Source organism: Streptococcus sp. 27098_8_51, from assembly GCF_041432205.1.
Classification (GTDB): Bacteria; Bacillota; Bacilli; order Lactobacillales; family Streptococcaceae; genus Streptococcus.
The window spans coordinates 36142-59441 of the sequence record NZ_JAPVZE010000004.1 but is presented as its reverse complement, the minus strand read 5'-3'; the positions used below and the strand labels follow the sequence as shown (position 1 = coordinate 59441).

The window sequence follows — 23300 nt, the reverse complement described above, 5'->3', positions numbered from 1 at the left end:
TGTATACGTTTTCATTTTATCCGACGCATCAACCACTCTCCTCTGTTTTGAGATTGTGTTATTTAAGACCGGCAACAAAGCGTTCCGTAATCTCTTTTGGTCTAGTAATAGCCCCACCAACAACGATACCTCGCACCCCATATTCAAGGATTTGTTTGGCTTGTTCTGGTGTATGAATCTTCCCTTCAGCGATGACATCCACACCTGCTTCACACAGTTTTTTGATCAGTTCAAAGTCTGGACCATCTACTTTGGGACTATAAGAGGTGTAACCTGATAGCGTTGTTCCAACAAAATCAATTCCTGCTTCAACTGCTGCTATACCCTCTTCAAACGTGCTAGTATCAGCCATTAAGAGTTGATGCGGATATTTTTCTTTGACTTGTCGGATAAAGTCCTGAATTTCCAAACCGTCGTAACGTTCACGTTTGGTGCAATCCAGAGCAATGACCTCGATGTCTAGTTCAGCCAGTTCATCCACTTCTTTCATCGTAGCTGTAATGAAAGGCTCCTGTGGCGGATAGTCACGTTTGATAATCCCGATAATCGGGAGTTTCGTAACCTCCTTAATCTCCTTGATATCGCGAACACTGTTTGCTCGGATACCGACTGCTCCACCTTGCTCAGCCGCTTTGACTAGCAAGGGAATGACTCCTCCCACTTCTGTATAAAGCGGTTCGTGAGGAAGTGCCTGGCAAGAGACAATGATTCCATCTTTGATTTGTTCAATCAAGGCTTCTTTGCTGATCTGTGGCATCCTCTTTCCTCCCTTTCTTGTTCTTATGGGCTTATTATATATCATTTGTTAAGCGCTTTCAATAGCTTGTAGTAGAATGGATTTCAGTTTCAAAACTATTTTATAGAACAGACTATCCTGAAAGTAGTTTCAGACCTCTTATGATTTCAAATCAACCTGAATATCATAAAAAAAGATAGCAGGCTGAAAAACCTGCTATCTCTTCTGAGACTTACTCAAATAGCTTTTACTTATTATTCTTTTCTCTTCTTGCCAAATGCAAACAAGGATAAAAGAACACCTGCAAGACCAAGGGAAATCAGTGAGTTTGTTTCCTTACTTCCTGTATTTGGAAGTTCATCTTGTTTAGCTGCTGGCGCTTGATAGGTCACATCTTGGCCTAGAGACAGTTTGTTGTCTGCAGCTGCTAATACTAGATTGGTGTCTCCCTTGTACTCTGGCACTTCAAGGACTGCTGCCTCAGCACCATTGACTCCACCCTTATACTCTGGCAAGTCATTTGAAGCTGCCAAGACAAAGTTAGCACCTCCTCTATATTCCGGAAGCTCGTTTGAGGCTGCTAGAACTGCATTGACTCCACCCTTGAACTCTGGAAGTTCATGGACTGCTGCCTCAACAGCGTTGACACCACCTGTAAATTCAGGCTTTTCAACCGTTGACGCTGCTTCTTCGCCTACTGTTGATAATGGACCGGTGTACTCTGGCATCTCTGCCACTGGGGCTTCCTCAGCATTGACACCACCAGTGAATTCTGGTTTTTCTACTGTTGGAGCTGGTTCTTCACCTACTGTTGCCAATGGTCCAGTGTACTCTGGTATCTCTGCCACTGGGGCTTCCTCAGCATTAACACTACCTGTGAACTCTGGAACCTCATGGATAGCAGCTTCACTGCCATTAATACCATCGCTTAGTTTAGAGCCAGCTAAAGAAACTGGTAAATTGTGCATGCTTTCAATTGCACCCTCAGCTAGACCTGTAATCCTTTGCCCCATATCCTCTGGGTCTATTGTGAATAGGAGAGTTTTTGTATCGTACTGGGTCATGAAGGTTGCTGTTTTACCATTTGCTAACTGAAGGGTCGGAGCCTTGTTGACCAATACTTCCGAATCAAACTCCATGGCGATAATACCTGGCCATTTTTGGATGGCATATTTTACTTTTGCTTCTTTAGGAGAAATTCTGTCTTTGCTTAAGAAATCCCAGTTGAATTTCTTATAGGATAAAGTATAATCGTTTTGATTGCCATCCGCATGCTCATAAAGCAAACCATATTCGCCATTTCCGAGATCTTGGAGTGAGTTGTAAGCAAACTTACCACTTTGTATAGGATTGTGTTTTAGCCACGTCAACTCACCATTCTCCTCAACACGAGCTAGGTGAACCAAACCATTGTTGCGTCCAGGACCACCAGCATTGCTTAGTAGAATGTATTCCTTTCCTTCATGCATGGTGTGAATAGCGGACATTTGAACATAAACGTCTTTTACTTGAGGATATCGCTTGATTTCCTTATCCCACGTTGCTCCTCCATCATGACTGGTCGCAACCTGAAGATCGCCAGTCAACCCACGCATAAAGAGCTTGAGATCCCCATTATTCAACTGAACTACAGTCGACTCCGTATTTTGGGCACCTGGATTATTCATGGTTGAAGAGTGAATGGTTTGGTTGCCTACTGGGCGGTTATCATTAACTGCTTCCCCTGCTTGCCATGTTTCTCCATGATCATCTGAATAAATTACACGAGATGATTGTGAACCATTTAGGTAGGAAACGTTGTTTGTTGTATAAACTGGAATCACCAGTCTTCCCTTATGAGGTCCTGTACGTAAGGCAATCCCCGTACCAGGTCCAGTTCCTAGGAAGTGCATCCAATCTTTCCGAATCCCATGTGTAATATCTTTTGGTGCAGACCAAGTCTTCCCATCGTCATCACTGTAGGACATCCATAGGTAGTTGGTATTGGAAACTCTAAAAATATTCTTTTCGCTATATTCAAAATAAATATTTCCGATTAACTCATTCCCTTTATACAAATCTCCCTTATCGCTGTAGGCTGGTTTTTTAGGGTCAACGACAACACGATAATCTGTCTTTCTATTTTGAGGGTCGAAAACCTCTCCGTTTTCTCGAATTGTATAGCGACCTGATTCTCCTTGCTTATATAAAACTTGATAAACTTTATCTCCCACTTGTTCATAAGCTTTCGGAGCTTGCCCCGGCAATGAAAATACTGCCTTACTTTCAAGGAACATGTCATAAATTGCAAAAATTCTCTTTGTTTCAGGGTCTTGCACCAAGGCCATATCAATATTGACTGGAGATGGCCAATCTGCATGTTTAGCATGCTCATTGTCACGAGGATTTGAGATTACGATTCGGTCTCCCCATGTTTTTCCATTATCTGAGCTGCGACGAACAACCATCCCAATATCTCCCCAGTCAGAATGGTGCAAACGTCTTTCATCCGTTCCTGCAATCAGCGTTCCTTTATCTGTCTTGAGAAGAGCTGGGATACGATAACTCTTGATACCATCTTTATTTGGTTGATTGTTCCTACCACCTTCAAATACGTCTTCTTTCTCAGTGACTTTTGCTCCCTCAGGAAGTTTCTGTTCCAATTCACCTCTTTCAAATAATTGACTTCGTGTTTGAACTTCATCTGGGCTTAAAGCACGATCGTAAACGGTTAGGTTTCGAACTTGTAGGTTTGATGCCCAAACTGTTTTATTGCCCCGTTTGGTTGCTCCAAGTTGAGCTTGATTAACATCTGGCATATCTTTAATGAAGTTACCAGATTTGAGACTTGTTCGAGATAAGACACCGTTCACATAGAGACGAACTCGACCATGAGGTAACTCCGCTGTCGGTTGTTCGACAGTAAAGGTCACGGAATTCCATTGTCCAGGGCGAACTTTCAAAGGGGCATCTGTATACTTATCATAGAACTGCTCTCCGTTAGCGCCACGCCCTTCAATAAGAGCTGTATTATCAAGGACCGACATAGTAAAATACTCATTTTCCTTGGTGTCACTGGATACAGAGAAGAGATTGTAAAAGCGTGGAGATGATGCATCTGGTTTGAACTCCATGTGAACTGTAGCATTTTGAAGTTTCTTTAGTTTATCTAGTTCACTTGATAAATCAACTCTCTGACCATTTGCTGCATTGGTTTCAACATCTTCTTTTTCAAGGACAGGATTAGCATTTTTTAAATCTCTTGAGTAATAATCACGAGGAATCGCTCCCTGATCCTCTGATTCCTCTTCCTTATTTGCTTCTTCTGCAGGGGTTTCGGTAGAGGATGGGGTTTCTGATTCTGCACTCTCATTTTTTTTCAAATGGTCTTGGTCCACCTCAACGCCGTTGTCTTGAGCTGCTGCCAATTTACCAGCCAAATCCTTATCCAAATGAGCAAGATCTCCCGAGGACGCTTCTTTTGGCAATTCTGATAAACCTTGACCAGGTTCGACAGTTTCTGTATTGGCCCCTGCTGCATTGGCTTGCTCTTGAGCTAAGACTGGATTTGCTCCAAATACCACTGTACCAATCACTACAGATGCCGCCCCAACTGCAAATTTTCGAATTCCGTATCGCTGTTTCCGATTTAAATATTTGTAATTCATGTTTGTCCTTTCATTTTTCATAAAATAAAGCGCTTTCTTTTTTCTTTAAAAATTTTTATTGTCTCTTCAAGAGACAAGTTTTACAAGAAAATATCCAACTTAATGAGAGCTTCCAATCCTCTCCCATTTTCTGCTGAGGAATTCTTTAAGCACCCAGCAGCCTTTTTCCTCCTTTCACAAGTGACTTTTCCTTTATTATACAATAAAGTCTTATATTTACATCTGTGTTCCTACAGAATAGATTTTACTTTTAAGAATATTTTAATATTTTAAATTTTCTAAAAGTACTTTCAGGTTTTGGACATAAAAAAGAGAGCTCCTGGGCTCTCTCATTCATCATTTCACATATTTAAAAGGAATCTCACTGCCACAGAGCCAGTTATAAACTTGGTCATTGACAAAAACATTCATGGCTTCGTGAGCATACTCAGGCATGATGCGATAGGCCTTGTCGCAAGTTAGGCGGTTGTAAATCGCAAACTGGGTAATAGGATAGCAAACATCGTCGTCCAAGCCTGTAATCATCTTGACCTCACCTTGAATGCGATGGGCAAGATTTTTCACATCGATATAGGCAAGAGTCGCCATGATTTCCTCCTCTGTTTCATGGAAGGGATCGTGAAACTTGAAATATCGGAAGAGTTCATCATAGGCTTCACTGGTATTGCCAATCTCAAGCACTCGTCTAAAGTCTGACAAGAAGGGATAGATGGCAACTGTTTTCCGAATCCGAGGATTGAGCGCTGCTGCAACCAAAGCTAAAGCCCCTCCTTGTGAGGCACCATAACTAGAAAGTCTTTTCTCATCCACCTGAGGTAGACTAGCAACAATTTCAATCAACTGGTAAATATCCAGATAGACATCCTTATAAAAGAGATGTTCCCGACCTTCCACAGCACCACGGATGATATGCCCCTTCACCGTATTTCCTAGTGGAGAGCGCAAGCCGTCTTGCGAATAGCCCGACTGGCCCCGCACATCCATGGAAACAACACCGTAACCAGCCACAGTATAGGCCAGCATGTCGGCCCAGTCCCAGCCACGTCCCATATAGCCATGAAAGTGGAAGATTAACGGAACTTTCTCCTCACTCTTTGGAAGAATGACACGTGCATAAACCTTGCCTTCATTTGTTCCCTCAAAGTTTAGCTCATAGCACTTGACTTGGGGAATATGGAAATCTCTTTCCTCCAACTGGTAGGCTGGAAGAGATGAAACTTTTTTGACCTCTTCATCCCAGAAGGCATCAAAGTCTTCTGGCACCTCATCCCGTCCTAGATAGGTCTTGATTTCTTCTAACAAAGCTGGATGTTTCATAGCATGCTCCTTTTATTTTGTAATCGCTATCATAACTCTAGCATATCTAGGAAGGCAATGCAAGAAAGAAAGATAAATAGAAAGTGATTTTAGATTCTCTTTCCTCAAACCTATCGTCTGAAAGTATTTTTAAAAATAAAAAGAGCGTTTCCGCTCTCTGTGTATCAATAGGTGCTAGCTCCTTTCTCTAGTTTGACGGTTTGGAATTTCTTTTGGTAGGTTACTTTAATCGTCATGTGAGAGTCCTCGTTTCTTTTTGATGACTCTAGTATAAGGCCCAAACCTAAAAGCTAGCTTATAGATTTCTTAGAAAAGGCTTAATCCAGATGTTCTCTTTTTTCTAGGTGGAGAGCAATCATGCGCCATTCTGGATCCTCTTGCCAGTCTTCTATCGAACTAATGTAGCTGGCAACCTTTCTAGCTTCTTCTAAAATCGGAAAATCTTCAATAATATCCGCCACTTGAAACTCTGGTAACCCAGACTGTCTGGTTCCAAAAATCTCACCAGAACCACGCATTTTCAAATCTTCCTCCGCAAGGACAAATCCATTGGTGGTTTCTGTCATGATGCGCATGCGATCTTTCCCAGAATCCGTCTTGGGATTAGCTACGAGAACAGCATAAGACTGCTTGTCCCCCCGACCAACACGACCTCTGAGCTGGTGAAGCTGACTGAGACCGAAGCGGTCGGCATCCATGATAATCATGACGGTTGCATTGGGAACATTGACCCCAACCTCAATAACCGTCGTCGAAACCAGAATATCCGTTTTTTGCTCTTTGAATTCCTGCATGATCTGGTCTTTTTCATCACTCTTCATCTTACCATGTAGAAGAGCTACTTCAGCCTTACCTGCAAAATGAGCCGTCAACTCCTCAGATAAGGCAATGGCATTTTTCAGATCCAGAGCTTCAGATTCTTCAATCAGGGGAGAGATAACATAGGCTTGCGAACCTTTTTGAATTTCTCCCTCTAACCAAGTCAAGACTTGAGCCAGTTGCTCATGCTTAATCCAGCGCGTCACAATAGGCTTCCGCCCTGCTGGCATTTGGTCAATAATGGAAACATCCATATCTCCAAAGGCTGTGATAGCCAGCGTCCGTGGAATGGGCGTCGCCGTCATCATGAGAACGTCAGGATTGTCCCCTTTTTCCCGTAAAATACGCCTTTGGCCCACACCAAAACGATGCTGCTCATCGATGATAATCAAACCAAGACGAGCATAATCAACCCCATCCTGTATCAGAGCGTGTGTTCCGATAATCAAATCAGCCTCACCCTTGGCAATGGTCTCTAAAACTTCTCTTTTTTCTACAGCTTTTAAGGAACCTGTCAAGAGAGCGAGTTTCAAGTCTGGAAAAAGGTTCTGTAAACTCTCAAAGTGTTGCTCCGCAAGGATTTCTGTCGGTACCATGAGAGCTGCCTGATAGCCAGCCGTCACTGCAGCAAACATAGCCAAGCCAGCAACCACCGTCTTTCCGCTCCCCACATCTCCTTGCAGGAGACGATTCATGTGATGGTCGGACTTCATGTCGGTCAAAATCTCCTGCAGACTCTTTTCCTGAGCTTGGGTCAGGGCGAAAGGCAGATTTTCTTTAACGGCTGTCACTTTTTCCTGGGACCAATTCAGAACCAGACCGCTTCCCTGAACTCTATTTTCAGACTTGAGCGTCTGCAATTGCATTTGGAAGTAAAAGAGTTCCTCAAACTTGATCCGGCGAATGGCCTGCTTGTATTCTGCCAAATCCTTAGGAAAATGCATAGCGCGAACAGCCTGGCAACGGGACATGAGTTTGTATTTATCCAGTAAAGACTGGGGAAGATTTTCCTCTATCAAGAGGTCCAATCCCTGATCAAAAGCTGTCTTAATGACCTTAACCAGACTGGCCTGACTGATTCCCTGAGCCAGACGATAAACAGGTTGGAGGTCATCTTCCACCTGAGCCAGAACCTTCATCCCAGTCAGACTGGCCTTGGCACGGTCCCATTTCCCAAAGACAGCAAGAGTTGCACCCAACTCTATCTTATCAGCCAGATAGGGCTGGTTAAAAAAATTCACCGCAAAAACGACCTCTCCCTGCTTGAGGCTAAAACGCAGGCGATTGCGCTTGAAACCATAATACTGGACACTAGCAGGAGTCACTACCTGACCAGACAGAACAGCCTTTTCGCCTTCTTCCAACTCTAGCACCTGCTTGGTCTTGAAATCTTCATAACGGAAAGGAAAGTAGAGCAAGAGGTCTTGCAAGTTTTCAATTCCTAGTTTGGCGTATTTCTCTGCTGACTTTGGTCCCACACCAGGCAAGACATGCAAGGGTTGGTGTAGATTCATGCTCTACTCCTTTCTTTAGTTTAATGATATTCTCTCGGAATGCGGTCACTGAGGAGACAAACCACCTCATAGTTAATGGTTCCACGGTAGGTCGCTACCTGAGTTGCTGTGATTTCCTTGTCACCGTTTGTGCCGATCAGGGTTACTTTTGTTCCTAGTGGGTAAACCTTAGGCAGCCGAATAGTGATTTGGTCCATAGATACTCGTCCGACGATTGGGCAAGCTTGACCATCTACCAAGACAGTGAAATTCTGCATGTCTCGTGTCCAACCATCCGCATAGCCGATTGGCACCGTCGCGATGACTTGCTCGCTATCCGCTTGATAAGTTGCTCCATATCCCATGCAAGCTCCAGCTGAAACTGTCTTGACATGAACCAGAGCAGATTCCAAGGTCAAGGCTGGTGTCAAATCATAAGGCAAGTTCAGAACCTCTCCACTTGGATTGAGACCATACATGGAATCTCCCATACGGACTGCATTGAAAATAGTCTCTGCATGCCAGAGGGTCGTTGCCGAGTTGCTGGCATGAACCAGCTCTGGGACTTCCTTCATACTTGCCAAAATAGCTTTAAATCGTTCTAACTGGGTATTAAAATAGGCATCTGATTCTTCATCTGCAGTAGCAAAGTGGGTAAAAATCCCCTCAACGCGAGCACCGTGTTGTTGGAGCAAGGCTTGAGCCTGCTCAGCCTCGCTGGCTTCTCGAAAACCAATTCGTCCCATCCCTGAGTCAATCTTGAGGTGAACCGTTAAGCCAGATAAATCTGTCTCCCTAGCTAAGAGAGCTTGAATCCACTCCAGTCCAGCCACTGTCAAGGTGATGTCGTATTCTTTAGCTAGGCCAATAGCTTCTAACTCAGATACACCTAGAATGAGGATTTTCTTGCTGAGTCCAGCCTGACGAAGTTCAATAGCTTCATCAATATTGGAAACACAAAATCCATCAACATCATCCTGAATCGCCATCGCAACGGCAACAGCTCCATGACCATAAGCATTGGCCTTGACCACTGCCCACTTGAGCGTTCTTTCAGGGATATGAGCCCCCATTTGCAGAATATTTTGTCGAATAGCTCCCAGATGAATCAGAGCCTTGGTTGGTCTATGTGGACTAGCTTTCATGATTTTCCTCCAAAATGACACTGGCTGTCACAAACTGATCTGTATGGCTGATTGACAGCCAAATTTTTCCTGAAAATGGTGCCTGACTAAAATAGGGAGCTCCTCGTTCATTGTTCAAAACTTCCAAATCCTGAAAGGTCAGCTTGCCAATTCCTGTCCCCATAGCCTTGGAAAAGGCCTCCTTAGCCGACCAGCGGCCTGCCAAGTATTCGATCTGTCTGCGCCCTTTGAGACTGGTAAAACGCTCCATTTCTTTAGGGGTCAGCACGCGCTTAGCAAAGCCCTCACGTCGTGTAACTGCGTTTTCTATCGAAGCCAATTCTTCGATGTCAATTCCGTGTCCAACTATCATACTCATAAAAGGAGCTGAGATTCCCCCAACTCCATCCTTTTCACTTATTTTGTTAAGGTAGTATAAATTTCTTCTACCAAGGCTACTGTATTTTCCCAACCTAGACAAGGGTCAGTTATGGAGTAACCAAAGACCTCTGGTTGATTTTGGCGACCGTCTGCTAGGTAAGATTCGATCATAAAGCCTCGAACCGTCTTTTTAATCTTTTCATTCCAGTCACGATTCAGCAAGGCTTGACGAACAATGCGAATTTGTTCCATATACTGCTTGCCTGAATTGTCATGATTGGTATCGATGATAATGAAAGGATTTTCAAGTCCCATAGTCTCATAGCGATTGATGGCATTTAAGAGGGTTTCATAGTAGAAATTGGGTTCATTTTTACCATATTCGTTCATGGCACCACGAAGGATAACGTGGGCCAAAGGATTTCCTGAAGTTTCCACTTCTTGGCCATGGTAAAGGAAGGTTTGCTTGTTTTGAGCCGCATAGATGGCATTAAACATGACCCCAAGATTTCCAGATGTTGGATTTTTCATCCCAACCGGAGCATCAATCCCAGAGGCTACAAAGCGGTGTTCCTGGTCTTCCACTGAACGAGCCCCTACAGCATGGTAGCTGACCAGATCATCAACCAAAACGAGATTTGACGGATAAAGCATCTCATCAGCTGTCGTCAAGCCCGTCTCCGTAATCACACGGTAGTGTAGCTGACGAACAGCCTGCAAACCATTGATGAGACTAGGCGCTTCGCTGGTATTTGGTTGATGAATCATTCCCTTATAGCCATCTCCATTGGTACGAGGTTTAGCCGTATAGACACGCATCACGATAAAGATTTTATCCGCAACTTTTTTCTGCAAGTCTGCTAAGCGACGAGCATATTCGAGTACTGCTTCTTCATTGTCAGAAGAGCAAGGCCCCATCACCAAAAGGATTCGATCATCCTCACCCGAGATGATAGCTGCTAACTCTCTATCGCGGGCTTCTTTCTTTCGCAAGGCTTCAGGTGACAACTGGGTCGCAGCCTTGATTGCTTCAATATCAATTTCTTGACCTTTTTCGATAAATGCCATCTTACTCTCCTAGCGTTTGGTAAATTTCGCGAACAAGTGCTTCTGTGTTGTCCCATCCTAGACAAGGATCCGTGATAGACTTGCCAAAAACTTCTGGCTCATTTTGACGTCCATCTTCCAGATAGGACTCAATCATAAAACCACGAACGTATTTCTTGATTTTCTCATTCCAGTCACGGTTAATCAAGGTCTGACGAACGATACGGATTTGATCCATGTACTGCTTGCCTGAATTGTCATGATTGGTATCGATGATGATAAATGGATTTTCCAAGCCCATCTTTTCATACTGATCAATGGTATCCATCAAATTGTCATAGTAGTAGTTGGGAATATTTTTCCCGTATTCATTCAAGGCACCGCGAAGAATGGCGTGGGATAATGGATTCCCTGTTGTTTCCACCTCTTTTCCGAGGAAAAGGAAACTCTGTTTATTTTGCGCTGCGTAAATCCCGTTAAACATAACATTGAGATTTCCAGATGTTGGATTTTTAAATCCTGTTGAAAAATCTGCCCCACTCGCTACAAAACGGTGCTGTTGATCCTCTACAGAACGAGCTCCAACAGCCATATAAGAAATCAAATCATCCACCAACGGAAGATTTTCAGGATAAAGCATCTCATCCGCTGTTGTCATACCCGTCTCGGTAATCACGCGGTAGTGGAGCTGGCGAACAGCCTTGATCCCATTAATCAAGCTAGGTGCTTCTGTCGCATTTGGCTGATGAATCAAGCCCTTATAGCCATCTCCATTGGTACGAGGTTTAGCCGTATAGACACGCATGACCATAAAAATACGGTCTTCGACCTCTTCTTGCAAAGCAGATAGACGCTTGGCATACTCGAGAACCGCCTCTTCATTATCAGATGAACATGGTCCAATCACCAAGAGAATACGCTGGTCTTCCCCACGGATGATGGCTTCCAATTCCTGATCACGTTGATTTTTTCTCGCAAGAGCCGCTCCCTCTAATTTAGACAAGGCGCGAACTTCTTCAATGTTAATTTTAGGACTTTTAGCTTTAAATACCATGATTCATCTCCTTATAAAGCAAACGGACACCAAGCAAAAAATGATTTTTACCAGGTATCCGCCTGTATCTTATCTCATATTATTGTCTCTTACCATGACAGTTCTTGAATTTCTTACCTGATCCACATGGGCATTGATCATTTCGTCCGATTTGGCTCAAGTCCAAATCTTCTGGAAGACTTGCCTGCTGCGCTGCGATATTACGAGTCGCAGTTGTACTGATATTGTGTTCAGTTTGCGGACGTTCTTGTTCATGGATTTGTGCTTTCATCATCAAGCGGGTCACATCGAATTCAATCGATCCAATCATGTCGTTAAACATGCGGAAACCTTCTGCTTGATATTCTACAACAGGGTTGTTTTGGGCATATCCACGAAGACCAACAGCATTTCGCAACTGGTCAAGAGCATCAATATGGTCTGTCCACTTGTTGTCTACAACACGTAGAATCAAGACTTTTTGGAATTCTTTCACTGCATCTTCGTCACGAAGCTTAGCAACTTGGCTATCATAGACTTTCAAGGCACGTTGGAAAAGTTCATCTTTGATAGCTTGGTCTGACAGACCTGCAAGATCTGAACGGCTAATTGAATCTTCTGGAAGTAAGTTATACTTAGCAAAGTTCAAGATTGCTTCTAATTTTTCATCTTCCTTAGAACGTGCATGTGCATCCACGATACGTCCAATGGTACGACGAATCATAGCATGGATTTCAGGTGCCAAGTCACGATCTGCAGTAATGACATCATAACGTTGTGCATAGATGATCTCACGTTGTTCACGCATGACGTCATCGTATTGAAGGACTTGTTTACGAGTGTCGTAGTTGTTTCCTTCGACACGTTTTTGAGCTGCTTCAACCTGACGCGTCAACATGCGAGATTCGATAGCTTCGTCAGACATGTTGAGGCGTTCAAAGACACCTTTCAAACGTTCTGAACCGAAACGTTTCATCAAATCATCTTCAAGAGACAAGTAAAATTGTGACTCACCTGGGTCTCCTTGACGTCCTGAACGTCCACGAAGCTGATTATCAATACGGCGACTTTCGTGGCGCTCTGTACCAATGACACAGAGTCCACCAAGTTCACGAACCCCTTCACCAAGCTTAATATCGGTACCACGACCGGCCATGTTGGTAGCGATGGTAACTGCGCCACGTTGACCAGCGTTCATGATGATTTGCGCTTCTCTGTAGTGGTTCTTCGCATTCAAGACTTCGTGAGGAACACCTGCTGCTACCAATTTCTTAGAAATATAATCACTGGTTTCAACGGCAACTGTACCAACCAAGACAGGTTGCCCTTTTTGGTAACGTGCCTTCACATCCTCAATAACAGCCTTGAATTTTGCATCAAGACTTGCATAGAGAAGGTCTGAGTGGTCGATACGTTGGATTGGACGGTTGGTTGGGATTGGAATAACACGAATGTTGTAAATTTCGCGGAATTCTTCTTCTTCTGTTTTACCAGTACCTGTCATCCCTGCCAATTTCTTATACATACGGAAGAGGTTTTGGTAGGTAATAGAAGCTGAAGTCTTAGTCTCATCTTGGATTGGCACACCTTCTTTTGCTTCAATCGCTTGGTGCAAACCATCAGAGTAACGACGACCTTCCATGGTACGACCTGTAAATTGGTCGACGATCAAGATTTCCTGCTCTTCACTAACCACATAGTCGATATCGAGAATCATGATATAGTTGGCACGGAGGGCATTGTCGATAAAGTGAGTAAGAGCTACATTTTCAATGTCGTAGAGATTTTCTAGTTTGAAGTAGCTTTCAGCCTTGTCAATACCAGAGTCTGACAAACCGATCGTCTTAGACTGAACGTCAATGATATAGTCGTCCTTGTCCAAAGATTTCACGAAGTGGTCCGCCATATGGTAGAGTTGGCTTGTTTCAACTGCATTGGCGCCTGAAACGATCAATGGTGTACGAGCTTCGTCAATCAAAATTGAGTCAACCTCATCGACCAAGGCATAGTTGAGTGGACGTTGCACCATGTTTTCTGCACGAACGACCATATTGTCACGAAGGTAGTCGAAACCAATCTCTGAGTTGGTTGAGTAGGTAATATCACAAAGGTAAGCCTCTTTTTTCTCCATTGGAGATTTAGCTGCCAAGTTAATCCCTACTGACAGACCGAGCCATGAGTACAATTCACCCATTTCAGTCGCGTCACGTTCTGTTAGGTATTCGTTGACTGTAACTACGTGAACTCCTTTACCTGCAAGGGCATTGAGGTACACTGGCATGGTCGCTGTCAAGGTCTTCCCTTCACCGGTACGCATCTCTGGAACGTCACCATGGTGAAGAACGATTCCCCCCATGACCTGAACCTTATAAGGGAAAAGCCCAAGGACACGTTTTGCAGCTTCACGAACTACCGCAAAAGCCTCATATAGCAATGAATCAAGCGATTCACCCTTGTTGTATCGTTCTTTAAATTCGTCAGTTTTCGCTTTTAGTTCTTCGTCTGACATTGCAGCCATTTGGCTCTCATAGTTAAGAACCTTATCAGCCATCTTTTCCAGACGACGAAGTTCTCCTTTATCATTTTCAATAATCGTTTTTAAAATATTAGCCATGATTTTCCTTACTTTTTATTCTGAATATTTTAGAATGTTCTTTTAATTTTAGCATATTTACCATTATTTTTCAAGAAAGAATCCTTAATTTACAACGGAAAAGGCCAGCCAAAATTCAGCTTTTTTTGCATAAATCTTCTGCGGCTACCTTTTTGTTTTTTGTTCGAGATGCATGCTTGATGATCCAAGCACAACTTGGACTTAGCTCCTCCTTTTGCCAAGTTTGAAGAATCCTTTCAAACTTATCAGGATCTTCCTTATACAAATCATTTAGATTATTGGCTACACTTTTTTGAATGGACTTGTCTCCATCATCTTTTAGATTGGTCAGAATAGTGGTGAAATCCTCAAAATAATCCAATACCACGGTTTGTTTCTTAGCCCAAGGCAGACGGATACGCATACATTCGCTGGCAAGTCTACGAACGCGCAAATTTTCATCCTGACTCCATTCTAACAGCAAAGCCATTGTATCCTTAGGATAGCGAGCCAGCAAAGGTCTCATAGAAAATTCTCCAGTAAATCGCTTGGTTAGTTCCTTACTAAAGGCCGCGCTCAATTCAAATTCCTTGTCCCCAAATAGCTCTACATATTTTCCGATTGGCCAAAGCCAATATCCTTCTGAGAACATACCTAAACCACCCTCTAGCTCAGGACCCAAAATTTTCTCAAAAACCTTGAGAGAGTCCTCATAAGATAGGGGAAGGCAATCTTTGATACTTTTAGCCAAGAGTTCTTGACGCTGGCTAAACTCCAAATTTTCCAAGTCTTTTTCTAACAAGAGCCTAAACTTTTGTCCATCAAAGGCAACGGATGCCTTTTGCAACCGTCGACTCAAATCACTAGCATAAGTCAAGTCATAATAATCTTTTACTTTTTTAGCCATTTTCAAATCCCTTAATCTTCTTTTTACGGGACTTATTATATCATACAGACAGTCCGTCAACAAAATTATTTTCATATCTCCAACTATTTTAACAAGAAAGAAAAAAGGACTAGAAGCTCGTCTAGTCCACCAATTTTTAATGTTTAATTTCCCAAGAATGCAGGCAATATCCCAAAATACAAAAAGAGATTGATCCAGAAGGCCAAGCAAAAGATGATGCCAAAGATGAGAAGACTGATTTTTTTAATCAGCACGGAGTATAGGATAGATAAAACACCAAAAACCACAAAGAGTTTTTTCATAACGAAATAATATACTGAAACTCCTCCTATTTGCCAATCCCAAGGAAGGAAAAACATGAGGAACCAGAGAAGGCAAATCGTAAGAATATATCTCTTGTAGTGCGCTTCAAGAAAGGCTTTTGTTTTCTCCATAGCAAACCTCCATTTGAGTCACTGTCTCTTCCCTTTTATTATACCAAAAAAACCTGGAAAAAGCTTTCCAGGTTTGAGTTTGAAATCACTAGTCCTACTAGAGAAATTCCTTTATTCACAGGCTGATTCACTTTATTGACTTGATGAAGATGTTCCAAAATCGACCTTAGGAACTGTCTTGGCTTCTTCCGTTTCTTTAAAGGTTTCAGCTTCTTTGAAGTTCATCATATTCGCAAAAAGCACGGTTGGAAAACTTCTCAACTTTTGATTGTACTCAGCTGCAACCTTATTATAGTCCTTGCGTGCTACAAAAATACGATTTTCACTGCCTGAAAGTTCGACCATTAGTTGCTCAACATTTTGATTGCTCTTGAGTTCTGGATAATTCTCCGTCAAGGAAATCAAGCGGGAAAGAGCGGAGCTCAATTCGCCCTGAGCCTTTTGGTTTTCTTCCGAAGTTACTGAGCTACTACCGATTTTAGCTCTAGCATCCGCAATCTTGGTAAAGACTTCGGTTTCATGATTCATTTGTCCTTTAACGGACTCCACCAAGTTACCAATCAAGTCCGAACGACGTTGGAGGGCTGTCGAGACATCAGCCTGAGCCTGCTCCACTTTAGTCTGTTCACCAACCAGACCATTATAGGTCGTCACTGCGGAACAACTTCCCAGAACTAGTAGTCCAAAGAAAATCGCCACTATTGAGAGAATTACTTTATTTTGTTTCATATCAAAACCTTAACACTTTCTTTTATCAACTTTTCTGAGAAAATACTCAGATTTTAAATCAATTTCCCAAACTTTGTTTTTATTTTTAATTAAGGAGTGAACTCTTGCAAAGGAATCACCTTACTGTATGGAGAAATCGGTTTGAGCAATATATAATCACTCACCAGTCATCAGACGAACCACCGCCATCAAAGCCACCGCCGTCCCAGCCTCCAGATGAGTCGGAGCCTGAGTCAGACCAAGAGGAGCCCGAATCAGACCAAGAGGAACCTGAGTCTGATGAGTCACCGCCCCACCAGCCACCGCCAGAATCATCTCCACGTGAACCGCCACCACGACCACCAAATAGAAATCCGATAATCATCACGATGAAGTAAATGAGAACTCCAAATCCGATAACTCCGTCGCTCGAACTGCTTTTTCGGTTCCGTTTTGAAGATCGACTCTCAGCTGTATACTTTTCAATTTCTCTTAGACGACTAGAATTAGTAGCATAGTCGTAACTACTTCTAGAACTTGAAGAAGTCGTACTCGATCCACTATAAAACATGTAGTTGAGATTGTTTGCTATAGAAAGAACTCCATTGCTGTAGTCTCCCTTTTGAAAGTAAGGTCGTGCTGTTTTCAAAAATCTATTGGTCTGATAGTCTGTGATCTTACTGGCCACATTATTACTGGTTTCAATCCGTGATTTTCTATCTTGGACCGCCACCACAATCAAGACACCGTGATTGTCTCCCGAGTAGCCAATCTTCCAAGCCCTAGCTGTTTCATTGGCTACAGTCTCGATTGTTTCTCCATCTAAGCTTTTCACAACGTAAACACCCATCTGGAATTTTTCTGATTTTTGACTATTTACCTTATTCAAACCTCGAATCAGTCTGATTGTCTCATCAGTCAGATAGTGATTGGGATCATAGATCCCGTACTCAGGTTTTTCAGGTGCTGTGAATGCTGACAAGAAGAGAAAGACCATCAGCAACCCAAGCAAGCGAACCAACAAACTATGTTTAAATAATCTGCTTTTTTTCATAATAACCTCCCTGATCAAGGAAAATTGATTTAAGGAATTATAGCATTTTGATTTTTACAAAGAAAGTGCATTTTCATTACAAATAGGTTACAAAAGCTAGGAGAATGATTGAATTTTGATGACAGATTTTCCCTTCGATTGGACAGGATTTTTTCACCTATTTTATAGAAAAAAAGAAGACATACTCGTCTTCTTTTAAGTTATTCTTATTGGAAAATATGCAAGGCTTACTTGCGTTTTCTTGCAATCAAATGAATCGGTGTTCCCTCAAAGACAAAGGCCTTGCGGATTTGATTTTCCAAGAAACGCAGGTAAGAGAAGTGCATGAGTTCTTCTTCGTTGACAAAGATGACAAAGGTTGGTGGCTTGGTTGCTACTTGGGTAGCGTAGAAAATCTTAAGGCGCTTGCCTTTGTCTGTCGGTGTTGGATTGATAGCAATGGCATCCATAATCACATCGTTCAAGACCGCTGATGGAATTCGTGTATTTTGGCTTTCACTGATTTGCTTGATCATCTCAGGCAGTTTGTGGAGACGTTGCTTGGTAAGAGCGGATACAAAGACAATCGGTGCGTAAGGCAGGTATTGGAACTGCTCACGGATATCTTCTTCCCATTTTTTCATGGTGTGGTTGTCTTTCTCAAGGGTATCCCACTTGTTGACCACGATGATCATCCCTTTACCGGCTTCGTGGGCAAAACCTGCGATACGCTTGTCGTACTCACGAATACCTTCTTCGGCATTGAGGACCATCAAGACCACGTCAGAACGGTCAATAGCACGCATGGCACGCATGACAGAGTATTTCTCCGTATTTTCATAGACTTTACCAGACTTACGCATACCAGCTGTATCAATCATGGTGAACTCTTGTCCATCAGCATCTGTAAAATGGGTATCAATGGCATCACGCGTTGTTCCAGCTACTGGACTAGCAATCACGCGGTCTTCTCCCAAAATGGCGTTGATCAAACTTGATTTTCCAACGTTAGGACGACCAATCAAGCTAAATTTTATCACGTCTGGATTTTCTTCTTCAACTTCGTGTGGCAGATTTTCTACAATAGCATCCAGCACATCTCCTGTCCCGATACCGTGGACAGACGAAATTGGCAACGGTTCGCCCAAGCCTAGCGCATAGAAATCAAAAATATCATTTCGCATTTCTGGGTTGTCAACCTTGTTAACCGCAAGGATAACAGGTTTATGGGTCTTATAAAGTTTGCGAGCTACGTACTCGTCCGCATCTGTAATCCCTTCTTTCCCAGAAACTACAAAGACGATGACATCCGCTTCTTCCATAGCGATTTCTGCCTGGTGTTTGATTTGCTCCATGAAGGGAGCATCGACGTCGTCAATCCCTCCAGTATCAATCATACTAAAGGAACGATTGAGCCACTCACCCGTTGCATAGATACGGTCACGTGTCACACCCTCGACATCTTCTACGATTGAGATCCGCTCACCAGCGATCCGATTAAATAGGGTTGATTTCCCAACATTGGGACGTCCCACAATGGCAATAGTTGGTAAGGCCATGTTTTCTCACTTTCTACAATAACTTTTTCTGTTCTAGATTCTTCCGAGTTGAACTAGGTTCGGCTTGACCAAACTGCTCTGCCAAACGTTGACTCCAAGAGGTTGTCGCACGCGCACCAGCATAGTCTGCCTGAACTATGTCATAGTCCAAAATCGCTGCTACTGGCTGTTCTTGGTATTCTTCTTCAAAAACCACTTGGTTCAAAGGCAGTCTTGGTTTGACATCGTGTTGTTGATCTGGCACGCCAAGGGCAATCCCAAAAACAGGGTAGGTATAGTCAGGCAGGTTAAAGAGCACTGCCACTTCTTCTGACTTGTAACGAACCAAACCGATGATAACACCACCATATCCCAGACTCTCCGCTGCAAGCAAGGTATTTTGCCCCGCAAGAGCCGCGTCCACAGACGTGATAAGGAGACCTTCCACTCCTTGAGGTTGGAAAATATCCGTATGAAGGATTGCTCCCTTTTCCGCTCGATTCAAGTCACCGACAAAAAGCAAAAAGGCTGCTGACTGGCGAATGGCTTCCTGGGGAACTAATTCATAAAGAGCATCTTTCTTCTCTTGACTGCGCACAAGAATCACAGAATAGGATTGGAAATTTTTCCAAGATGACGCCATTTGTCCAGCAGTCAAAATCTCGTCCAAGTCCGCTTGAGGAATTTCTTGCTCCTTAAAGCGACGAACTGAAGTATGGGCTTTCATCAGTTTAATGGTTTCTGTCATCGGCGATTTTCTCCTTCTAGTCTTGTCTCCTCAGCTAAATAACGGATTCGTTCCATGACCCGTCTAGCTTCCCAAGTCTCGTCATTTCCATTCTTTCCTTTGGCAAAATGTTTTTCCAAATCTTGGAAATTAAAGTTGGAAGTAAAGAAGGTCGGCAAATCTTCCTGCATGCGGTACTGAAGAATGACTTGAAGAATCTCATCACGCACCCAAGGTGTCGACTGCTCTGCACCAATATCATCCAAGACCAATACTTCTGCTAATTTGATCTCATCCACCAAGGTCTTCACTGATCCTTCACCGATGGCATTTTTCACATCAATGACAAAGCTTGGATAGTGGAGAATCGTCGTTGATGCTCCACGTTTTTCAGATAGGTCATGAGCTAAGGCCGCCATCATGAAACTCTTACCGACACCAAAATCTCCGTAAAGATAGAGACCTTTTCGGATACTAGGGTAAAGGTCAACAAAGGCATAGAGTCTCTCAAAAATCGGTAATCGTCCTAGATCATCCAGGTCAATCTGAGCCAACTTCGCTTTCTTGAGACTGGCTGGTAGATTGATCAATTTGAGACGATTCTTAATTGCAGCCTCTTTTTCTGCCGCGATTAGTTCTGGTGTTTCTTCATAAGACACATCCGCATAACCGTGATTCATAACCAAGATAGGCTTGTAGCCACGCGCTATATAGTCCGCATCCCCACGAAGAAACTTGTCACGTTCTGTGATATATTGGTTGAACTTGGAGATGCTACGATTCAACTCCTCTGGACTGAGGGATTCTTTCTGGATAAAAGCCGCCACATCTGGGTCTTTCATAATCTGCTGGACTAAGTCCTGATACTGAAAACGACTTGTCTGACGTTTGATAACGTCACCCACACTTTCCATCTAGTCTCCTCCTTCTTCTAATCGGGCTAACATTTCTTGTTTTTTACGTTCTAGTTCCAGACGAGTTTCCTCGCTGGTTTGATTTTTATATTCTGGATTGCTCCACTTGGGAACATTTGTCTTAGTCGAGCTAGTTTTCAATTTTTTGTCTTCTTGGCCTTTTTGCTGACGCTCTCGAATCCGAAGCACAGCTTCTTCTGCTGTCCGAATTTTTTGATAAGCATAGTCATTGGCGACCTTCATGGCATATTTCTCATTGACATTGGCCGAATCAACCTTGTTAAAGGTTAGAAGCAAGACGATATTGATGACTTCATCCAACAAGCCTAAAGACGCCATCTGGTGAAGGAGTTCTCTTTCACTTTGGGTGATGTTCCCCTTACGCGTTTGCTTGATTTCGGCTAAAAAGTGCAGGGGAGTTTTATTTTTGGCTTCCCTGATAATGGTCATTTCTTTGGGGCTAAAGTCAGAAGTAGCTGGTTTTTGTGCTATCTTTTCACGCATGCGTTTGACAGAAATAACCTGAGCTACAGCTGTCGCCTTAGCTAATTGATAGGTTTCAAACCAGGTCCATTTTTTTTCATCTGCAATGGCGAACAATTCCAAAACATCCGCCTGCTCGTCTTCAAAACGCAAGCCATCTCGAGCCATCAGACGCTGGAAATGTTCCAAGTCAAAATCATTTTTTAACTTGCTTTTAGACTCGCTTGGTGTCACTTCTTCAGTCAGGGTTGGAAAGACTTGGCTCAAAGAAACAGAGAGTGCTTCTCCCTCACTTGGAGTCTGCTTCATAGCAGAAACAGCTGTATCCCCAATCTTTTTCTCTAATAATCTGCTATAGACAGAATGACTTAGAAATTCTTGACTGGAAAGGGGAGAATGAAGCTGTAATTCATAGACATTCTCCTTCTGATAAAGGGTCAACAGATCGAAGGCAGATAAGACTTTGAAGGATTGGAGCAAGGTCGGCATGCCAAAGTTTAAGTGGTTGAGGATATGGGAAAAGAGGTGTTCCTTTTGCCCACCATCCCAAAAGGTAATGGTATATAGATAGAGGCTCAGTGCCTCCTGACCGATAATCGGGAGGTAGCACTGCACCAGAGAAGAGGTATCTTGCGACACCCGATTATTCTTTAGAAAAGAAAAACGGTCATTTGGCTTCATTTATTTTTCCTTTTTCTTCTTAGAGGACTGGGTGATCTGCTGGAGAAGGCTCTCCAACTCACTCACATCCTTAAAGCTACGGTAAACACTGGCAAAACGAACATAGGTAATCTCATCAAGTTCCGCCAATTCTTCCATGACTAAAGAACCAATGTATTCACTTTGGATCTCATTCTCACTGCGACTACGGAGTTTTTGCTCGATGCGATTGACCACCATGCCAATTTCATCACTTGACACAGGACGCTTCTGGGCTGAGCGGATAATCCCATTAAAGATTTTATCTCTCGAAAACTGCTCACGTGTACCGTCTTTTTTGACGACAACCAGTGTTCTCTCTTCTACTCGTTCATAGGTTGTAAAACGATGCTGACACTCATCGCACTCACGTCTTCGGCGGATGGTATTTCCTTCTTCGGCTTGTCGACTATCAACAACACTAGACTTGGTAGCCCCACATTTTGGACAACGCATGCATTTCCCTCCTTGTCGTTTTCTTTTCATTATACCATTTTTTGAGCAATTCCCAAAACAATTCTTATTTTTACTTGACAAGTTTTTTGTTTTATTGTATTATTTGATTAGAACAACAAAGACAAAGAAAGGAGACTATGATGTCCTGGTCATTTGATAATACAAAACCGATTTATTTACAGATTATGGAAAAAATCAAATTACAGATTGTTTCCCATGAACTGGAACCCAATCAACAGCTCCCAACCGTGAGAGATTTGGCGAGTGAGGCTGGGGTTAATCCCAATACCATTCAGCGCGCCTTGTCTGACCTCGAGCGTGAAGGATTTGTATACAGCAAGCGGACAACTGGTCGATTTGTCACCGAGGATTTGGACCTCATCGTTCAGTCCCGCAAACAACTTTCCGAGGAGAAACTGCAACAATTCGTCTCTTGCATGCTTCAATTTGGCTACAAAAAAGAAGAACTGCCAAATGTATTAAGCGACTATATTAAAGGAGTTTAAAACTATGACACTACTAGCACTTGAAAATGTAACAAAATCATATGGAGCAACCGCGGCACTTGACAATATCTCACTAGAGATCTCAGCCGGAAAGATTGTCGGGCTCCTTGGACCAAACGGATCCGGAAAAACAACCCTAATCAAACTGATCAATGGCCTCCTTCAACCAAATAAAGGACGTGTCCTCATTAACGGACAGGATCCAAGTCCTGCTACCAAGGCGATCGTCTCCTACCTGCCAGACACAACCTACCTCAATGAAGAGATGAAGGTTAAGGATGCTCTAACCTATTTTAAAACCTTCTATCAGGATTTCAATTTCGAAAGAGCCCAACACCTTTTAGCCGATCTCGGTATTGATGAAAACAGTCGCCTCAAGAAACTATCAAAAGGAAACAAGGAAAAGGTCCAACTCATCCTGGTTATGAGTCGTGAAGCCCGCCTCTACGTTCTGGACGAACCAATCGGAGGCGTGGATCCAGCTGCCCGTGATTATATCCTCAATACCATCATCAACAACTATTCCCCAACCTCTACGGTACTGATTTCAACCCACTTGATTTCAGATATTGAACCAATCTTGGATGAGATCATCTTCCTCAAAGACGGAAAAGTCGTCCGCCAAGGAAATGTTGATGATATTCGTTACGAGTCAGGTGAATCAATTGACCAGCTCTTCCGCCAGGAATTTAAAGCCTAAGCAAA

General features: G+C 43.0%; 20 protein-coding genes. 2 read left to right on the top strand and 18 right to left on the bottom strand.

What is annotated here, in order from left to right; all coding sequences use genetic code 11:
- Positions 1–58: 58 nt before the first annotated feature.
- From O3622_RS04370 to nrdR, 18 genes are all read right to left on the bottom strand, one after another.
- Complete coding sequence (locus O3622_RS04370; protein WP_007521184.1) at positions 59–757, bottom strand: N-acetylmannosamine-6-phosphate 2-epimerase; 699 nt, start codon at positions 755–757, stop codon at positions 59–61.
- A gap of 233 nt (positions 758–990) precedes the next feature.
- On the bottom strand, positions 991–4383 hold the full coding sequence (locus O3622_RS04365) for an SIALI-17 repeat-containing surface protein (protein WP_371607088.1): 3393 nt from the start codon (positions 4381–4383) through the stop codon (positions 991–993).
- A gap of 336 nt (positions 4384–4719) precedes the next feature.
- Positions 4720–5700, bottom strand: a complete 981-nt coding sequence (locus O3622_RS04360) for an acetylxylan esterase (RefSeq protein ID WP_125825782.1) — start codon at positions 5698–5700, stop codon at positions 4720–4722.
- Between the two features lie 317 nt (positions 5701–6017).
- Complete coding sequence (gene recG, locus O3622_RS04355) at positions 6018–8033, bottom strand: ATP-dependent DNA helicase RecG (protein ID WP_371607087.1); 2016 nt, start codon at positions 8031–8033, stop codon at positions 6018–6020.
- Between the two features lie 20 nt (positions 8034–8053).
- Positions 8054–9157 carry an alanine racemase gene (gene alr / locus O3622_RS04350; RefSeq protein ID WP_000648058.1) on the bottom strand — a complete coding sequence of 368 codons (1104 nt, stop codon included), beginning with the start codon at positions 9155–9157 and terminating at the stop codon, positions 8054–8056.
- Positions 9147–9509 carry a holo-ACP synthase gene (acpS, locus tag O3622_RS04345; RefSeq protein WP_008278293.1) on the bottom strand — a complete coding sequence of 121 codons (363 nt, stop codon included), beginning with the start codon at positions 9507–9509 and terminating at the stop codon, positions 9147–9149. Before acpS ends, alr begins: the two co-directional genes overlap by 11 nt.
- Before the next feature lie 44 nt (positions 9510–9553).
- Positions 9554–10585, bottom strand: coding sequence for a 3-deoxy-7-phosphoheptulonate synthase (locus tag O3622_RS04340; RefSeq protein WP_000864029.1), 1032 nt, complete (start codon positions 10583–10585; stop codon positions 9554–9556).
- A gap of 1 nt (position 10586) precedes the next feature.
- The gene (locus O3622_RS04335; RefSeq protein ID WP_000231305.1) at positions 10587–11618 is read right to left on the bottom strand and encodes a 3-deoxy-7-phosphoheptulonate synthase; all 1032 of its coding nucleotides are present in this window, start codon (positions 11616–11618) and stop codon (positions 10587–10589) included.
- Between the two features lie 79 nt (positions 11619–11697).
- The gene (secA, locus tag O3622_RS04330) at positions 11698–14211 is read right to left on the bottom strand and encodes a preprotein translocase subunit SecA (RefSeq protein ID WP_371607085.1); all 2514 of its coding nucleotides are present in this window, start codon (positions 14209–14211) and stop codon (positions 11698–11700) included.
- A 115-nt stretch (positions 14212–14326) separates the two neighbouring features.
- Positions 14327–15097 carry a DNA alkylation repair protein gene (locus tag O3622_RS04325; protein ID WP_371607084.1) on the bottom strand — a complete coding sequence of 257 codons (771 nt, stop codon included), beginning with the start codon at positions 15095–15097 and terminating at the stop codon, positions 14327–14329.
- Positions 15098–15240: 143 nt separating this feature from the next.
- A complete protein-coding gene (locus tag O3622_RS04320) occupies positions 15241–15531 on the bottom strand; it encodes a hypothetical protein (protein WP_371607082.1) in 291 nt (96 codons plus the stop codon).
- 132 nt (positions 15532–15663) lie between these two features.
- Positions 15664–16260, bottom strand: a complete 597-nt coding sequence (locus O3622_RS04315) for a LemA family protein (protein ID WP_000812473.1) — start codon at positions 16258–16260, stop codon at positions 15664–15666.
- Positions 16261–16420: 160 nt separating this feature from the next.
- Positions 16421–17293: a YgcG family protein gene (locus tag O3622_RS04310; RefSeq protein ID WP_049478451.1), complete on the bottom strand. Its 873-nt coding sequence runs from the start codon at positions 17291–17293 to the stop codon at positions 16421–16423.
- Positions 17294–17520: 227 nt separating this feature from the next.
- Complete coding sequence (gene der / locus O3622_RS04305; protein WP_001207684.1) at positions 17521–18831, bottom strand: ribosome biogenesis GTPase Der; 1311 nt, start codon at positions 18829–18831, stop codon at positions 17521–17523.
- A gap of 13 nt (positions 18832–18844) precedes the next feature.
- On the bottom strand, positions 18845–19558 hold the full coding sequence (locus O3622_RS04300; RefSeq protein WP_371607081.1) for an NADPH-dependent oxidoreductase: 714 nt from the start codon (positions 19556–19558) through the stop codon (positions 18845–18847).
- Complete coding sequence (gene dnaI / locus O3622_RS04295) at positions 19555–20451, bottom strand: primosomal protein DnaI (protein ID WP_000446485.1); 897 nt, start codon at positions 20449–20451, stop codon at positions 19555–19557. Before dnaI ends, O3622_RS04300 begins: the two co-directional genes overlap by 4 nt.
- Positions 20452–21615, bottom strand: a complete 1164-nt coding sequence (locus O3622_RS04290) for a DnaD domain protein (protein WP_000803928.1) — start codon at positions 21613–21615, stop codon at positions 20452–20454.
- Entirely contained in the window at positions 21616–22089 is a 474-nt protein-coding gene (nrdR, locus tag O3622_RS04285; RefSeq protein ID WP_001203676.1) for a transcriptional regulator NrdR, read from the bottom strand. It abuts the gene before it with no gap.
- Positions 22090–22229: 140 nt separating this feature from the next.
- On the opposite strand from nrdR, the gene O3622_RS04280 reads away from it, so the two are divergent.
- Positions 22230–22595, top strand: a complete 366-nt coding sequence (locus O3622_RS04280) for a GntR family transcriptional regulator (protein WP_084944973.1) — start codon at positions 22230–22232, stop codon at positions 22593–22595.
- Between the two features lie 4 nt (positions 22596–22599).
- Positions 22600–23295, top strand: coding sequence for an ABC transporter ATP-binding protein (locus tag O3622_RS04275; protein WP_065371347.1), 696 nt, complete (start codon positions 22600–22602; stop codon positions 23293–23295).
- Positions 23296–23300 lie beyond the last annotated feature (5 nt).

Bases quoted from the DNA above. Each gene is read 5' to 3' on its own strand.
- O3622_RS04370 (WP_007521184.1), bottom strand. From the start codon at position 757: ATGCCACAGATCAGCAAAGAAGCCTTGATTGAACAAATCAAAGATGGA.
- O3622_RS04365 (WP_371607088.1), bottom strand. From the start codon at position 4,383: ATGAATTACAAATATTTAAATCGGAAACAGCGATACGGAATTCGAAAA.
- O3622_RS04360 (WP_125825782.1), bottom strand. From the start codon at position 5,700: ATGAAACATCCAGCTTTGTTAGAAGAAATCAAGACCTATCTAGGACGG.
- recG (WP_371607087.1), bottom strand. From the start codon at position 8,033: ATGAATCTACACCAACCCTTGCATGTCTTGCCTGGTGTGGGACCAAAG.
- alr (WP_000648058.1), bottom strand. From the start codon at position 9,157: ATGAAAGCTAGTCCACATAGACCAACCAAGGCTCTGATTCATCTGGGA.
- acpS (WP_008278293.1), bottom strand. From the start codon at position 9,509: ATGATAGTTGGACACGGAATTGACATCGAAGAATTGGCTTCGATAGAA.
- O3622_RS04340 (WP_000864029.1), bottom strand. From the start codon at position 10,585: ATGGCATTTATCGAAAAAGGTCAAGAAATTGATATTGAAGCAATCAAG.
- O3622_RS04335 (WP_000231305.1), bottom strand. From the start codon at position 11,618: ATGGTATTTAAAGCTAAAAGTCCTAAAATTAACATTGAAGAAGTTCGC.
- secA (WP_371607085.1), bottom strand. From the start codon at position 14,211: ATGGCTAATATTTTAAAAACGATTATTGAAAATGATAAAGGAGAACTT.
- O3622_RS04325 (WP_371607084.1), bottom strand. From the start codon at position 15,097: ATGGCTAAAAAAGTAAAAGATTATTATGACTTGACTTATGCTAGTGAT.
- O3622_RS04320 (WP_371607082.1), bottom strand. From the start codon at position 15,531: ATGGAGAAAACAAAAGCCTTTCTTGAAGCGCACTACAAGAGATATATT.
- O3622_RS04315 (WP_000812473.1), bottom strand. From the start codon at position 16,260: ATGAAACAAAATAAAGTAATTCTCTCAATAGTGGCGATTTTCTTTGGA.
- O3622_RS04310 (WP_049478451.1), bottom strand. From the start codon at position 17,293: ATGAAAAAAAGCAGATTATTTAAACATAGTTTGTTGGTTCGCTTGCTT.
- der (WP_001207684.1), bottom strand. From the start codon at position 18,831: ATGGCCTTACCAACTATTGCCATTGTGGGACGTCCCAATGTTGGGAAA.
- O3622_RS04300 (WP_371607081.1), bottom strand. From the start codon at position 19,558: ATGACAGAAACCATTAAACTGATGAAAGCCCATACTTCAGTTCGTCGC.
- dnaI (WP_000446485.1), bottom strand. From the start codon at position 20,451: ATGGAAAGTGTGGGTGACGTTATCAAACGTCAGACAAGTCGTTTTCAG.
- O3622_RS04290 (WP_000803928.1), bottom strand. From the start codon at position 21,615: ATGAAGCCAAATGACCGTTTTTCTTTTCTAAAGAATAATCGGGTGTCG.
- nrdR (WP_001203676.1), bottom strand. From the start codon at position 22,089: ATGCGTTGTCCAAAATGTGGGGCTACCAAGTCTAGTGTTGTTGATAGT.
- O3622_RS04280 (WP_084944973.1), top strand. From the start codon at position 22,230: ATGTCCTGGTCATTTGATAATACAAAACCGATTTATTTACAGATTATG.
- O3622_RS04275 (WP_065371347.1), top strand. From the start codon at position 22,600: ATGACACTACTAGCACTTGAAAATGTAACAAAATCATATGGAGCAACC.